Genomic DNA, 14,045 nt, shown 5'->3' with positions numbered 1-14,045 from the left:
GGGGCCTTCGCGGGTGGCGGTCCCGGCTCCATGAACGGGAACTCCGCCAGGCGGCGACCGCCCGGAGGACCTGGCCGAGGTCGTCGGTCGCTTCGGACTCCCAGGTGACCCCGGACTCGTGGATGTCCTCGGACATATCGAGGTCGGGGTAGTGCACCGAGGCCGTGCCGACGTCAGCCTCCATGGATACCGCGAGGCCGCCGACGGGTTCCGCCAAAGGGGTCTGCCCTACCGGCACGCGTCACGCGTCGCCGTACGCCTCTCCGCCGAGCTCGAACACCGCGGTCCCCGCCGTCGCGTCCGCGAGCCAGGCCCGGAAGGCGTCCACGTCGGCGTCCGGGAGGCCGATCTCGAGGGTGACTGCCTCGCCGTAGCGCACGTCCCGCACCTCGCGGCCGGTCGAGCGCAGGTCGTTGTGGAGCTTGCCGGCCCGCTGGTGGTCGACGGTCACCGTGGCGAGCCGGAAGCGGCGGCGCGTGAGGGTGCCGAGAGCGTCGACGGCCTCGCCGACCGCGCCGCCGTAGGCCCGGATGAGCCCTCCCGCGCCGAGCTTGACGCCGCCGTAGTAGCGGGTGACGACGGCGACGACGTACCGCATGTCCCGGCGCAGCAGCATCTGGAGCATCGGGACGCCCGCGGTGCCGCCGGGCTCGCCGTCGTCACTGGCCTTCTGCACGGAGGCGTCGGCGCCGATGACGTACGCCCAGCAGTTGTGGGTGGCGTCGGCGTGCTCCTTGCGGACGGACGCGATGAAGTCCTGGGCCTCCTGCTCGGTGGCCGCCGGGGCGAGGGCGCACAGGAAGCGCGAGCGGTTGACCTCGGTCTCGTGCACGCCCGCGTGGGCGACGGTGCGGTACTCGTCCTGCATCCGGCCAGCGTATGCGGTGCTCGCCGGTACGCCGATTCGCCTGCCAGCCGGTACGCCGTCGGTCAGCCCTCGTGCCGGTGCGGCTTCTCGCCTCTCGGCACGGTGATCGACGTCAGCAGGGCCGTGCCGGGGGTCAGGGCGCGCCAGTCGGGCCCGTACCAGGCCAGGACCGCGACGGCCGAGGTCGGGAACTTCAGCCGTACCTCGTCCAGGGCGTCGTCCAGGCCGCCCCCGGCCAGGTCGAGGACCAGTTCCTCCAGGCCGGGGTTGTGCCCGACCAGCAGCAGCGTCCCGACGTCGGCCGGCGTCTCGTGGACGACGTCCAGGATCTCGGGCACGTCGGCCCCGTAGAGCCGCGGGTCGAAGCGCACCGGGGGCGGGGCGTCCCACTCGGCGGCGGCCAGCTCCCAGGTCCGGCGGGCGCGGACGGCGGTGGAGCACAGGGCCAGGTCCGGGACGCAGCCGGTCTCGGCGAGCACCCGGCCCGCGACGGGCGCGTCCCGGCGACCGCGCGGGGCCAGCGGCCGCTCGTGGTCGGGGACGTCGTCCGGCCAGGCCGACTTGGCGTGCCGCAGCACCACCAGCCGACGCGGCGGTGTCCCGCCGCCGGGCCCCGTCACGCCGGGGCTCCCACTTCGCGGGTGAGTTCGAGGCCGAGCAGCCGGTCGGCGTAGGCGTACGTCTCGAAGCGGGCGCCGTCCGGCAGTTCGGGTCCGGCGTCCTCCACCCAGCGCAGTACGCGCAGTACCTCGGGCACGTCCAGATCGTCCTCCCATGCGGTGCGCAGCCGCCCGCGCAGGTCGTCGGGAACCGGCCGCGACGGCCGTCGCGCCCAGTCGGCGACGGCCCTCCTCCAGCGTACGAGGGTGTCGCGGGCCTCGCCCAGGGCGACGGCGTCGAGCCGGAGGGGCTCCGTGCGCGGCCTGGTGAGGAGGGCGAGGCGCAGGGCGGCGGGGTCGGCGTCCGGCGCCGCGCCCGTCACGGGTCCCGCGGGCAGGGTCCCCGCCACCGGGGCGACGGCGACGCTCACCTCGTCCGGGGCCCGGCCCTCCTCGCCCACCACGTGCAGCACCTGTGCCTCGCCGAAGCCCGCTCCGGCGCCGAGGTCGCGGCCGCCCTCGAAGGGATGCATGCCGAGGGCGGTGGCCCCCGCCCGGAGCTCCGCCTGGTCCCGCTCTCCGGTCAGCAGGGACCGAACGGGCGTACCGCCGAGTTCCAGCGCGCGGACGAGCAGGTCGGCGACGAGCAGGACCCGGAGCGATCCGGCCCCGTACCCCGAGGCATGCGCCTCCACACGGGTCAGGCCCCGCCGGACGGGGGTGGCGACGACGGCTTCGCCCGTTCGGGCGTCGATGATGCGCAGCACAGGGCGAGCCTATGGCCTGTGGGGCCGGTCAAGTCGCAGAACAGCGACCGTGCCCCATAGGTGCCGGGGAGCGGGCACGGGTTCGCGGGCGGGAGCCGGAATCGGGGGCCGGAATCAGGGCCGGAATCGAGGGGGCCGGAATCGGGGGCCGCCGCAGACTGTTCAGAGGGAGGGAACCGTTCCTGCCCGAACGCAAGGAGGCCGCCGTGTACGGCGACGAGGCAACGATCCGCAGGATTCTGACCGGACTCGGCGACACCTGGGCCGTGGTGGGCCTGTCGACGAACCGTGGGCGTGCGGCCTACGGCGTCGCCGAGGTGCTGCGGCGCTTCGGCAAGCGGGTCGTGCCCGTCCACCCGAAGGCGGAGACGGTCCACGGGGAACAGGGGTACGCCTCTCTCGCGGACATCCCCTTCGAGGTGGACGTCGTCGACGTCTTCGTCAACAGCGACCTCGCGGGCGCCGTCGCCGACGAGGCGGTGGCCAAGGGGGCGAAGGCGGTCTGGTTCCAGCTCGACGTCGTCGACGAGGCGGCCTACGAGCGCACCCGGGCCGCGGGGCTGGAGATGGTCATGGACCGCTGCCCGGCGATCGAGATCCCCCGGCTGGGCTGACCCGCCGACCGGCTTCCCGCGCCTCCCCCGCGCCCATAATGTGCGGGTGACCACCAACTCCCCTTCCCCCCACCGCACCCCGGTCGTCATCGTGGGCGCGGGGCCCGCGGGTCTCACCGTCGGCAACATCCTGCGGGCCGCGTCCGTCGACTGTGTCGTACTGGAGACGGAGAGCCGTGCGTTCATCGAGCGCCGGCCGCGCGCCGGCGTCATCGAGGAGTGGGCCGTCCGCGGGCTCCAGCAACGAGGCCTGGCCGGGCACCTGTTGGAGCGCGCCCAGCGGCACTCGGCCTGCGAGTTCCGCTTCGGCGGCGAGCGGTACCGCTTCTCCTACACCGATCTGACGGGACATCACCACTGGGTGTATCCGCAGCCGTTGCTGGTGACGGACCTCGTCCAGGAGTACGTGGACGTGCGCGGCGGCGACGCCCGCTTCTCGGTGGCCGACGTCGAGCTGCACGATCTCGACACGGCCCGGCCCTCGGTGTCGTACACCTGCCCGGACACGGGTGAACGGCGGCTGCTGAGCTGCGACTTCGTCGTCGGCGCGGATGGTGCGCGCGGGGTGAGCCGGGCCGCGCTGCCGGCCCGGCACGCGCGGGTCGCGCGGCACGACTACGGCATCGGCTGGCTGGCGCTGCTCGCGCAGGCGCCCGCGTCCTCCGACTGCGTCCTGTTCGGCGTCCACCGCAACGGGTTCGCCGGGCACATGGCCCGCAGCCCCGAGGTGACCCGGTACTACCTCCAGTGCCCGCCCGGCGACGACCCGGAGAACTGGTCCCACGACCGCGTCTGGTCCGAACTGCACCAGCGGCTCGCCGGCGCGGACGCCCCGCCGCTCACCGAGGGGCCGCTGATCGAGAAGCGCGTCCTGGACATGCACGACTACGTGGTCGAGCCGATGACGTACGGGCGGCTCTTCCTGGCCGGGGACTCGGCCCACCTCGTCGCGCCCATCGCCGCCAAGGGCATGAACCTCGCGCTGCACGACGCTTTCCTGCTGGGCGACGCGCTGGTCGCGCACCTGGACGGCGGCGACGACGCCGGGCTGGACGGCTACTCGCAGGCGTGTCTGCGCCGGGTGTGGGACTACCAGGAGTTCTCCCACTGGCTGTCCGAGGTCTACCACGGGCCCGCGGCCGGCGACTCGTTCCGCGCGGGCACCACCTTCGCCCGGTTGCGCCGCCTGTTCACGTCGCCCGCCGCCGCGGCCGCCTTCGCGGAGCAGTACCTCGGGACGGCCGAGCGCTACTGAGTCGCACGCCCGGTCAGTCGCGCGCCCGCTCAGTCGTGCACCGGTCAGTCGTGCACCGGCTGGTCGCCGAGCCGGTGGTCGGCAACGTTCAGCGCCTCGTCCAGCAGCCGGCGCAGATGGCCGTCGGAGAGGGTGTAGATCACCCGTCTGCCCTCCTTTCGGGTGTTCACCAGCCCGGCCAGCCGCAGCCGCGCCAGATGCTGGCTGACGGCCGGCCGGGCCGCCCCGCACCCTTCCGTCAACGTCGTCACGTCGGCCTCGCCCGAGGTCAGCGCGTGCAGCAGGGTGAGGCGGGTGCGGTCGCCGAGCAGGGCGAGCAGCTCGGCGGCGAGGGCGAACTGCTCCTCGCCGGGGGTGCGCGGATGCGCATGGTGTGCAGGTGACAGGTGCATGCGTGCGCTCATACGCACATAATGGCCTCGTGGGCACACGCGCGTCCACCTCGGCGTACGACCGGAGCCGCCGGAACCGGAAGGGGATCGACGTGAGCGAGCCGCACGACCACGAACACGACCACGAACACGGGCACGGCCACGACCGCGAGCACGGCCACGGGCATGACCACGAGCACGGGCAGGACCGCGAGCACGGTCACGGTCACGGGCAGGGCTCCGCAGACGAGCACCCGCGTCACCGCCCCTCCCTCGGCCACCGCCTCGCGCACCTCCTCACCCCCCACTCCCACGAGAGCGCCGACAAGCTGGACTCGGCGCTGGAGTCCTCGGCCCGGGGCCTGCGCGCGCTCTGGATCTCGCTCGCCGTGCTGGGCGTGACGGCCGTCGCGCAGGCCGTGGTGGTCGTGCTGTCCGGGTCGGTGGCGCTGCTCGGCGACACCGTGCACAACGCGGCGGACGCGCTGACGGCCGTGCCGCTGGGCATCGCCTTCGTCCTGGGCCGGCGGGCGGCCACCCGCCGCTTCACCTACGGCTACGGCCGGGCGGAGGACCTGGCGGGCATCGCGATCGTGCTGACGATCGCCGCGAGCGCGGCCTTCGCGGGGTGGGCGGCGATCGACCGGCTGCTGGATCCGCGGCCCGTCACGCACGTCCCGGCGGTCGCGGTGGCCGCGCTCGTCGGCTTCGCGGGCAACGAGTGGGTGGCCCGCTACCGGATCCGGGTGGGCAGGGACATCGGTTCGGCCGCGCTGGTCGCGGACGGCCTGCACGCCCGCACCGACGGATTCACCTCGCTGGCCGTGCTGTTGGGCGCGGGCGGCTCGGCCCTCGGCTGGCAACTCGCCGACCCGATCGTGGGGTTGGCGATCACCGCGGCGATCGCCCTGGTGCTGCGGGACGCGGCGCGCGAGGTGTTCCGGCGGGTGCTGGACGCCGTCGATCCGGCCCTGGTGGACCGGGCCGAGCGGGCCCTGCGGGAGGTCGAAGGGGTGCGTGCGGTGGGCGAGTTGAGGCTGCGCTGGATCGGGCACCGGCTGCGCGCGGAGGTGGCGGTAGTCGTGGACGGCGAGGTGACGGTACGTCAGGCGCATGCGATCGCCGTGGACGCCGAACACGCCCTGCTGCACGCCGTGCCGCGGCTCACGGCGGCCCTGGTGCACGCGGATCCGGCGCCGGTGCCGGGCGAGGCGGACCCGCACGACCCCCTCGCCCACCACATGGCGGCCTGAGGTCAGGCGACGCCGAGCCCCTCCAGGACCACCGCGCCGGGCAGTTCGGCGAACGCCTTGCCCGGCACCAGCAGCTTCCCGCGCCGACGCCCGCTGCCCACCAGCACGTACGGCAGGTCGACGACGGCGGAGTCGACCAACAGCGGCCAGGCGGCGGGCAGTCCGATCGGGGTGATGCCGCCGTACTCCATGCCGGTCTCCCCCACCGCCGTGTCCATCGCGGCGAACGAGGCCTTGCGGGCGCCGAGTTGGCGGCGGACCACGCCGTTGACGTCGACCCGGGTGGTGGACAGCACGAGGCAGGCGGCGAGGGTCGTCTCGCCGCCCCGCTTGCCGGCCACCACCACACAGTTCGCGGACTGCTCCAGCAGCTCGCGACCGTAGTGCTCCACGAAGACGGCCGTGTCGGCCCACTGCGGATCGGTGTCGACGTAGACGAGCTGATCGGCGGGCACGGAGCCGCTCCAGTCGCGTACGGCGTCGGCGACCGGGGCCGGCAGCTCGTCCAGGGCGTCTGGGGCGGGGAGGGCGGTGTCGAAATGACCGATGGGTGCGCGCATGACCGCACGCTAACAGCCGCGCCCTCGGCCCCCCGTACGGGTGTCTCAGGGCACGGGCGGGACCGAGACGGCCATCATCATCTCCATCGGCGCCTCGCCCTGATTGCCGTAGATGTGCGGGGCGTTGGCCTCGAAGGAGACGCTCGAACCGGCCGGGACGCGATACTCGACGCCGTCCACGGTGAGCGTCAGCTCACCCGCCGTGACATGCAGGAGCTCGACCGTGCCGAGGGGATGCGGATCGGACGGGCTGTTCTCGCCGGGCATCAGCCGCCAGTCCCACATCTCCAGCGGGCCCGGCGCCTCGGTGCCGGCCAGCAGCCGGTTGTAGCTGCCGCCGTCCGTGTGCCACAGCCGCACGGCCTGATCGGCCGGGACGATCCGGACCTTGGGGCCCTGACCGTAGTCGAGCAGGGTGGTGATGCTGATGCCGAGCGCGTCGCCGATCTTGACGACGGTCCCGATGCTGGGGTTGGTGCGGGCCTGCTCGATCTGGATCAGCATGCCGCGGCTGACGCCCGCGCGGGCGGCGAGCACATCGAGGGTGAAGCCCCGCACCGCGCGCCAGTGCTTGACGTTGCGCGCCAAGGACTGGGTCAGCAGGTCGAGGTCCGACACGTTTCACTTCCCTGGAATACGGTGTGGTGCACCCGATCGTGCACCGAACTGTACTGCGTGGTGTCAGCTCTCCGGTTTCAGCCGGGCGAGGTGGGCCGCGGTCGCGTCGTCGAGTTCCGCCAGGCGCGCCGCCGTCTCCTCGTCCAGCTCCGAGAGGGCGACCAGTTGGTCCGAGGTGACGCCGTCCGGTATCGGGACCGGGGGCGGGGTGCGCAGCGGGGGCTGCCAGCCCTCGGCGGGGGTCCAGCGTCGGACGACCTTCGCGGGCGCGCCCGCCACCACCGAGTGGTCGGGGACCGTGCCGCGCACCACCGCCCCGGCCGCGACGACGACGTTCCGGCCGATCCGCGCACCCGGCAGGATCACCGCCCCCGTGCCGATCCAGCACCCCGGGCCGATCTCCACGGGCTCCATGCGGGGCCACTGCTTGCCGATGGGCTCGTGCGGGTCGTCGTAGGAGTGGTTCGTGGACGTGACGTACACATACGGGCCGAAGTAGCAGTCGCTGCCGATGGTGACCGTCGTGTCGGCGATGACATGGCTGCCCCGGCCGAGGACCACGCCGTCGCCGAGGCGCAGGATCGGATCGGGACCGAGGTCGAGGTCGGGCATCAGACCCGCGGTCAGGGTGACCTGCTCGCCGACGATGCAGTGCGCGCCGACGTGGATCCACGGCTCCCCGAACACCGTGCCGAGGGGGAAGGCGAGCCGGGTGCCCTCGCCCATCGACCCGAAGCGGAAGCGTCCGGGGTGCTCGGCGGTGACGGAGCCCGTGCGCTGCACCCAGGCCCAGCCCGCGTGGACGGCCCGCTGCCCCAGGCGACGCGGCCATGATGAGAACGTGTTCCTGCGCTTCGGCACCCGCTCACCGTACTCAGCACGCGCTGCCGCCAAGGGACAGGAGCCCTGTGATCTTCGCCCTACGCGGTGGCGTACGGTGCCGGGAGACCACCGGCACGAGGTGACGTGAAGGAGACGGTGATGACGCACAAGGCGCTGATCGTGGGCATCGGCGGCAGGGAACCCGAGGTCGACGCGGAGGCGTTCGTGGCGCCGACCGCCTCGGTCATCGGGGACGTGACGCTGGAGGCGGGGGCGAGCGTCTGGTACGGGGCCGTCGTACGGGGTGACGTGGAGCGGATCACCGTCCGCCGGGACGCCAACATCCAGGACAACGTGACGCTGCACGCCGACCCGGGTTTCCCGGTGACCATCGGCGAGCGGGTCTCCGTCGGCCACAACGCCGTGGTGCACGGGGCGACGGTCGGGGACGACTCCCTGATCGGCATGGGGGCGACCGTACTCAACGGGGCGGTGATCGGGGCGGGTTCGCTGGTCGCCGCGCAGGCGCTCGTGCCCCAGGGGATGGAGGTCCCGCCGGGGTCACTGGTGGCGGGCGTGCCGGCCAAGGTCAAGCGGGAGCTGACGGAGGAGGAGCGTCAGGGGGTCACGCTGAACGGGACCCTGTACGCGGACCTGGCCAAGGCCCACAGGAAGATCCACGAGTAGTCACGCTGATCACGAGAGCGACGCGGGCCACGCGCACGGGCATTCGCACGACTGCTCGCGGGGGCTGCTCGCACGACGGCTCGCACGGGCTGCTCGTGCGGGCTACTCGGCAGCCGCGACGGGCGCCGCCTCCGCCTCGCGCGAGGCGCCGGGCGCATGCGCCTCCGTCTGCGCCTTCTTGGCCTTGCGCTTGACGACCAGGAACGAGGCCACGCCGATCAGCACCGCCAGGACCAGCCCCAGCCACGAGAACCTCTTCAGCCAGGCCTCGGCCACGACGCCCACGTAGTAGATGACGGCCGTCGTGCCGCCCGCCCACACGATGCCGCCGAGCACGTTGGCGATGAGGAACTTCCAGTAGGGCATGTGCAGGACGCCCGCGAGCGGGCCGGCGAAGATGCGGAGCAGGGCGATGAACCGGCCGAAGAAGACGGCCCACATGCCCCACTTCTCGAAGGACCGCTCGGCGGTGGCGATATGCCCCTCGCTGAAGTGCTTGGGGAACTTCTGGCCGAGCCAGGCCAGCAGTGGGCGTCCGCCCCTGCGGCCGATGGCGTAGCCGATGGAGTCGCCGATCACCGCGCCCGCGGTGGCGCACGCGCCGAGGACGACGGGGTCGATCCCGGTGTGCCGGGAGGACAGCAGCGCGGCCGAGACCAGGATGATCTCCCCGGGCAGCGGGATGCCGAGGCTCTCGAAGCCGATGACCAGGCCGACCACGGCATAGACGGCGACCGCGGGCACTGTGTCGAGCCATTCCTGCACGTGCACCGCGGGTTCCTCCCGTTTGACGTCCCTGGGCAGCCTTGCGTTGCGGGAAGCCTACCGGGTCGGCCGGGGCCCGTAAGTCCCGTGGTGTAGCGCGCTACACCACGGATCCGGGGGTGCGGTCCCTCGTGACGGCGGCTCGGCCACGTGATCGTGGAGGACGAAGAAGCCACCCTCTGCGCACCGTCCCGAAAGGACACCTCCCATGGCCGTGAACCGCCGACGCGGACGCCGTACTGCCGTCATCGCCACCGCCGCGGCAGCCCTCGCGCTGACCGCCGGCCTCCTCACCGGCTGCGAGTTCGACGACTCGATCGACTGCCTCTCGAACGCCGACGACATCACGGACAGCATCACGGCGATCAACAGGGCCGGTGCGGACGCGATCGAGGATCCGACGAAGACCGATGACTCCATAGACACCATCGAGAAGAACCTGGACAAGATCAACGACAAGAACGACGAGTCGGACGACAGCGACGGCAGCAAGGTCGACAAGGCCGTCGACGACCTCCGGCAGGCGATCGAGGACTACAACCAGGACATCCTCAACGGCGAGCGGCCGGACTCCGGCGACATCGACAAGGCGGCGGCCGAGCTGAAGGACGTCTGCACGTCGTAGCACCCGGCCGGCCGCCGGCAGGAAGAAGGAGGAGCCGCTCCCCTCGTGCGGCCCCTCCTTCGGTCTCGTGGTTCAGCGGCCGAGGGACTTGATCACGGTCCCCACGACTTCGCTCAGCACATCGGACACCCGGGGTAGCTGGGGTAGCTGGGGTAGCTGGGGTAGCTGGGGCACGGCGGGTATCCCGGCCGGGTCGGGGGGCGTGTCGTGGGACGTGCCGGGCGAGGTGTCGCAGCAGCCCACCTGGACGGCCCTCGTCCCGAACTCCGGTGTGGACGGGGCGGGTTGGGCGGGTCCGGGGGCGGTGCCGGGCGCGAGCGGCGGGGCGCTGCGCGGGATCGGTCCCGGTATCGGCGGCGTTTTCCCCTCCGGGGCGCCCGGGACGTCGGGGGCGTCCGGACCCGGCGGCTCCGCCGGCTTCCGTGCCTCCGGGCCGGGTTCGCCCGCCGCCGCGACGGCCGCGTCGAACACCCACCGCTGACCGGCGGAGCCGTCCCGCTCGGTGACCACGACGGCCTTCCCCGGGCCGCCGGCGCCGCGGGCGACGACCAGATTCCCGTCCCGGCGCAGCAGCAGTTCGCCGCGGACGGTCAGGTCGAAGAAGGTCTCGCCGGAGTGCACGAGGCACCACCCCAGGGCGGTCGTGCGGCGGTCGGGGTCGGCGGCCAGACAGAGCGTCGGGTCGGCGGCGCTGCGCAGCAGACCGTCGTCCTGGTAGGACCACTGCTGGGACGCCGCCCGCGAGCACGGCGCCGAGATGATCGCCGCACCGGCTTCGACCCGTCCGCGGGGCACGTCGAGGCAGAGCCCCGTGTCCGGGCCGCGCAGCCTTCCGTGCGCGGCCTCGGCCTCCCGGGAGGCCAGGGCGGCCGACGGGGATCCGGCGGACGACGGATCGTCGGAGCCGCCGGGGACGCCCCGCCCGCCGACGGTCGGGGCGTTGGGCCCGCCGACGGGCGCGCCCCAGGTGGCCCCGGGAACCGGGACGCCGTTGTCGTCGGACCAGCCCTTGGCCACGAAGACGGTCGCGACCAGCGCGAGGGAGGTCAGCCCCACGCCCACGAGCACGGCATTGGGCCGTCTGGCCGGCAGGTCGAGCAGACCGGCCGAGGTGGTGCGATGACGGCCGCCCCCGGCCGGCGGACGCGCTCCGGCGAGCGGACGCACCCCCGCGGGCCGGGTCGGCGCGTCGGCGGCGGCCGCCCGTCCGGGGCGTGAGTCGAGATAGCGGCGGGCGCCCCAGCCGAGCACGGTCTCGGCGAGCAGCACGTCCAACGCGCCGTCGAAATGGCTGAGTTGTTCGGCGGCGTGCCGGCAGAAGCGGCAGTGCCCGAGATGCTGCCGGACATCGGGCAGCAGGCTGCCGCCGCGCCGCAGGGGAATGTCGAGGAGGCGGTTGTAGAAGCGGCATTCGCTCGTCGGCGCGAGTTCGCGGTGGGCGCGTACACAGCCCGCCCGGAATTGTTCACGCGCCTGTTCCAGTACGGCCGCCGCGGTGTTGTCGTCCACGCCCGACAGACCGGCCGGTACGGATATGGGTTCCGCCTCCACCTCCGTGTGCCACAGCAGACATTGGGAGGCGCTCGGGAGCAACTGGAAAGCGCGCTCGGCGAGTTGACGCCTTTCGGCGGTCCCCGGTCGGGCCGCGCGCAGGCCACGGCCGCCGACGGTTTTCCTGAGCTCCGGGAGAACGGCCGCGACCCGTTCGGCGCCGGCCCATTCGCGGACCGTCTCCCTTACGGCGACGAGGAGTTGGGGACGCAGGGCGCCCTCGGTGCGTCGGCCCGTCAGCCTGCCGAGCACCTCGTGGAACGCGGCGGCGGCCACGAGCCGCGCCGTGTCCTCGGTGCCGGCCAGGCAGACGGTCGCGTAGTCGTGGGTGGCTCGCCAGTGCCGGGCGAAGAGCAGGGCGATCGCGCGGGCCCGTCCGTCGTCCTCGGACAGTCGGGCGGCGAGTTCGGGGTCGGAATCCCCGGGGGGCCGGCCGGGGCGGGGCGGGTGGGGCGGGCGTGGGGGGTTCGGGGAATGCACTAAACCATTTCCTTCCAAGCCGACGAACGGCACGGAGGAACGCGTCGTCGGAAAGCAGGTGCCTGATTGGTGCGTACCTTTGGCCTGACCAGGCATGTTGGCCCGATCCGACCCATCCGTAAGGGGAGGCTCACTTTCGCACACGCGCCTCACAGGAAACAAGGAGTTCGAGTGACCCAAGTTCAAAGCGCAGAAATTTCAGATAAGTTACCGGCGGTATCCGCACCCGCATTCGAAAATTGCCGGACCGCCCGACTCAACTTGTGTACGAGGAAAGCCGGATGGCACACGGAATCTCCAACTTCCGGCGCGGCGGCTCGGCGCCCTTACGGCCCAATGACCAGACGACCTGGCGACCTGGCGACCCGACGACCTGGCGGCGCACAGGAATCTCAGAGAGGACTCTCTGCGTACTCCCATCCCCGTGCAGCACCATGATCCGCATGAGCGCCCCCCACTCCGCACCCAGTGTTCGCAAGGCAGTCGTCCCGGCCGCCGGTCTCGGCACCCGTTTCCTCCCCGCCACCAAGGCGACCCCGAAGGAGATGCTGCCGGTCGTCGACAAGCCGGCCATCCAGTACGTGGTCGAGGAGGCGGCCGCCGCCGGCCTGGACGACGTCCTGATGGTCACCGGCCGGCACAAGCGGGCCATCGAGGACCACTTCGACCACGCCTTCGAGCTGGAGCAGGCGCTCGCCGCCAAGGGCGACACCGTGCGGCTGGACGCCGTGCGCGACCCGGCTCGGCTCGCCGACATCCACCACATCCGGCAGGGCGATCCGCTCGGCCTCGGCCACGCGGTGCTGTGCGCCCGCAACCACGTCGGCGACCAGCCGTTCGCCGTGCTGCTCGGCGACGACCTCATCGACCCGCGCGAGACCCTGCTCAGCAGGATGCTGGACGTCCGCGAGCGCTACGCGGGCAGTGTGGTCGCGCTCATGGAGGTACCGCCGGAGCAGGTCCACCTCTACGGCTGCGCGGCCGTGGAGCCGTCCGGCGAGGACGGGGTCGTGCGCGTCACGGGCCTGGTGGAGAAGCCCGCGCGCGAGGACGCGCCGAGCCGGTACGCGGTCATCGGGCGCTACGTCCTGGACCCGGCCGTCTTCGGCGTCCTGGAGCGCACCGAGCCCGGCCGCGGCGGCGAGATCCAGCTGACCGACGCCTTGCAGGAACTCGCGGCGGGCGGCACGGTCCATGGAGTGATCTTCTCGGGCCGCCGGTACGACACCGGGGACAAGGCGGACTACCTGCGCACGGTCGTCCGGCTGGCCTGCGACCGGCCCGACCTGGGACCGGAGTTCGTGGCCTGGCTCAAGGAGTTCGTGGCGGGCCTGGAGGACGGCCGCCCGGAGCAGGGGCAGTTGGCGGCCTGACCACAGGTCCGCACGGCCCCACCGCCGCACGGCCGCACGGCCCCACCGCCGCACGGCCGCACGGCCCCACCGCCGCACGGCCGCACGGCCCCACCGCGGCACCGCCGCACCGCCGCACCGCCGCACCGCCGCACCGCCGCACCGCCGCACCGCCGCACCGGCATCGATACCGGCCCAAGTGCCCAGGCGGCGGCGCACGCCACGACCGGGGCACCGTCAGCTCATCGACACCCGTCGGCTCTCGACGTCTCGCGCGAACGCCGCTCAGCCGTTGTTGGGGCGCAGCGTCCAGATCACCGTCATCTCGCCGGTGACGGCCCCGTCGGCGCGCCGGATCTCGATCGCGACCGGGAACTCGGGGCGCTCTCCCGCGTCGAGCTGCGCGACGACCTCGGCGGCCGGGCGGCCCAGCGTGGCGGTCGCGGTGACGGCGCCCATCGCCAGCTTCCGGTAGGCGATCTCGGCGCGGACGGCGAGCGGCACGGCCCGGGAGAGCTGCTCGCCGAACGCGGCGAGGACGATCGCGCCGCTGGCGGACTCGCCGAGCGTGAACATCGCGCCGGCGTGCGGCCCGCCCACGTGGTTGTGGAACTCGCCCTGGTCCGGCAGGGCGACCACGGCCTTCTCCGGACCGGCCTCCAGGAACTGGAGGTTGAGGGTCCGGGCCATGGGCACGGTGGCGGCGAGCATCTCGCCGATGGACATCTGGTCTGCGCTCATGCCAGCGATGTTACCTATGAGTAGCTTCCGCTGGCCAGACCGGTCGCGATGATCGATCGCCGGATTCGGTACGTCCCTGACAAGGACCGGTGACCGAACCGTGTCCCGAACGGCACT

16 protein-coding genes are annotated in these 14,045 nt (G+C 73.0%); 6 read left to right on the top strand and 10 right to left on the bottom strand.

The features are described from left to right. Positions 1–241: 241 nt before the first annotated feature. From ACWCPF_RS31855 to ACWCPF_RS31845, 3 genes are all read right to left on the bottom strand, one after another. A complete protein-coding gene (locus ACWCPF_RS31855; protein ID WP_451048567.1) occupies positions 242–868 on the bottom strand; it encodes a YigZ family protein in 627 nt (208 codons plus the stop codon). Between the two features lie 62 nt (positions 869–930). Continuing rightward, positions 931–1,488, bottom strand: coding sequence for a SixA phosphatase family protein (locus ACWCPF_RS31850; protein ID WP_451048566.1), 558 nt, complete (start codon positions 1,486–1,488; stop codon positions 931–933). After that, positions 1,485–2,234: a hypothetical protein gene (locus ACWCPF_RS31845; protein WP_451048565.1), complete on the bottom strand. Its 750-nt coding sequence runs from the start codon at positions 2,232–2,234 to the stop codon at positions 1,485–1,487. Before ACWCPF_RS31845 ends, ACWCPF_RS31850 begins: the two co-directional genes overlap by 4 nt. Positions 2,235–2,440: 206 nt before the next feature. Between ACWCPF_RS31845 and ACWCPF_RS31840 the strand changes: the two genes are divergently transcribed. After that, positions 2,441–2,848, top strand: coding sequence for a CoA-binding protein (locus tag ACWCPF_RS31840; protein ID WP_451048564.1), 408 nt, complete (start codon positions 2,441–2,443; stop codon positions 2,846–2,848). Positions 2,849–2,894: 46 nt separating this feature from the next. Beyond that, positions 2,895–4,103 carry a 4-hydroxybenzoate 3-monooxygenase gene (locus tag ACWCPF_RS31835; RefSeq protein ID WP_451048563.1) on the top strand — a complete coding sequence of 403 codons (1,209 nt, stop codon included), beginning with the start codon at positions 2,895–2,897 and terminating at the stop codon, positions 4,101–4,103. Between the two features lie 44 nt (positions 4,104–4,147). Here the strand turns inward: ACWCPF_RS31835 and ACWCPF_RS31830 are convergent, their stop codons facing one another. After that, complete coding sequence (locus ACWCPF_RS31830; protein ID WP_451048562.1) at positions 4,148–4,507, bottom strand: ArsR/SmtB family transcription factor; 360 nt, start codon at positions 4,505–4,507, stop codon at positions 4,148–4,150. Between the two features lie 80 nt (positions 4,508–4,587). Between ACWCPF_RS31830 and ACWCPF_RS31825 the strand changes: the two genes are divergently transcribed. Then, complete coding sequence (locus ACWCPF_RS31825) at positions 4,588–5,727, top strand: cation diffusion facilitator family transporter (protein ID WP_451048561.1); 1,140 nt, start codon at positions 4,588–4,590, stop codon at positions 5,725–5,727. 2 nt (positions 5,728–5,729) lie between these two features. Here the strand turns inward: ACWCPF_RS31825 and ACWCPF_RS31820 are convergent, their stop codons facing one another. From ACWCPF_RS31820 to ACWCPF_RS31810, 3 genes are all read right to left on the bottom strand, one after another. Then, the gene (locus ACWCPF_RS31820; protein WP_451048560.1) at positions 5,730–6,287 is read right to left on the bottom strand and encodes a YbaK/EbsC family protein; all 558 of its coding nucleotides are present in this window, start codon (positions 6,285–6,287) and stop codon (positions 5,730–5,732) included. 45 nt (positions 6,288–6,332) lie between these two features. Continuing rightward, on the bottom strand, positions 6,333–6,905 hold the full coding sequence (locus ACWCPF_RS31815; protein WP_451048559.1) for an XRE family transcriptional regulator: 573 nt from the start codon (positions 6,903–6,905) through the stop codon (positions 6,333–6,335). A gap of 63 nt (positions 6,906–6,968) precedes the next feature. Then, complete coding sequence (locus ACWCPF_RS31810) at positions 6,969–7,766, bottom strand: acyltransferase (protein WP_451048558.1); 798 nt, start codon at positions 7,764–7,766, stop codon at positions 6,969–6,971. 120 nt (positions 7,767–7,886) lie between these two features. On the opposite strand from ACWCPF_RS31810, the gene ACWCPF_RS31805 reads away from it, so the two are divergent. Further along, positions 7,887–8,414 carry a gamma carbonic anhydrase family protein gene (locus tag ACWCPF_RS31805; RefSeq protein WP_451048557.1) on the top strand — a complete coding sequence of 176 codons (528 nt, stop codon included), beginning with the start codon at positions 7,887–7,889 and terminating at the stop codon, positions 8,412–8,414. Between the two features lie 102 nt (positions 8,415–8,516). Here the strand turns inward: ACWCPF_RS31805 and ACWCPF_RS31800 are convergent, their stop codons facing one another. Beyond that, positions 8,517–9,185 carry a DedA family protein gene (locus ACWCPF_RS31800; protein WP_451048556.1) on the bottom strand — a complete coding sequence of 223 codons (669 nt, stop codon included), beginning with the start codon at positions 9,183–9,185 and terminating at the stop codon, positions 8,517–8,519. A gap of 202 nt (positions 9,186–9,387) precedes the next feature. Here ACWCPF_RS31800 and ACWCPF_RS31795 point away from each other — a divergent pair, with 202 nt between their 5' ends. Beyond that, the gene (locus ACWCPF_RS31795; RefSeq protein WP_451048555.1) at positions 9,388–9,804 is read left to right on the top strand and encodes a hypothetical protein; all 417 of its coding nucleotides are present in this window, start codon (positions 9,388–9,390) and stop codon (positions 9,802–9,804) included. 72 nt (positions 9,805–9,876) lie between these two features. Here ACWCPF_RS31795 and ACWCPF_RS31790 read toward each other — a convergent pair whose 3' ends face one another. Further along, positions 9,877–11,835, bottom strand: coding sequence for a ricin-type beta-trefoil lectin domain protein (locus ACWCPF_RS31790; protein ID WP_451048554.1), 1,959 nt, complete (start codon positions 11,833–11,835; stop codon positions 9,877–9,879). 434 nt (positions 11,836–12,269) lie between these two features. On the opposite strand from ACWCPF_RS31790, the gene galU reads away from it, so the two are divergent. Next, on the top strand, positions 12,270–13,208 hold the full coding sequence (gene galU / locus ACWCPF_RS31785; RefSeq protein ID WP_451048553.1) for a UTP--glucose-1-phosphate uridylyltransferase GalU: 939 nt from the start codon (positions 12,270–12,272) through the stop codon (positions 13,206–13,208). 264 nt (positions 13,209–13,472) lie between these two features. Here the strand turns inward: galU and ACWCPF_RS31780 are convergent, their stop codons facing one another. Further along, entirely contained in the window at positions 13,473–13,913 is a 441-nt protein-coding gene (locus ACWCPF_RS31780; RefSeq protein WP_451048646.1) for a DUF4442 domain-containing protein, read from the bottom strand. Positions 13,914–14,045 lie beyond the last annotated feature (132 nt).

Source organism: Streptomyces sp. NPDC001858, assembly GCF_053594615.1.
The sequence above is the reverse complement of the archived record's forward strand: the minus strand, read 5'-3'. Positions and strand labels throughout refer to the sequence as shown.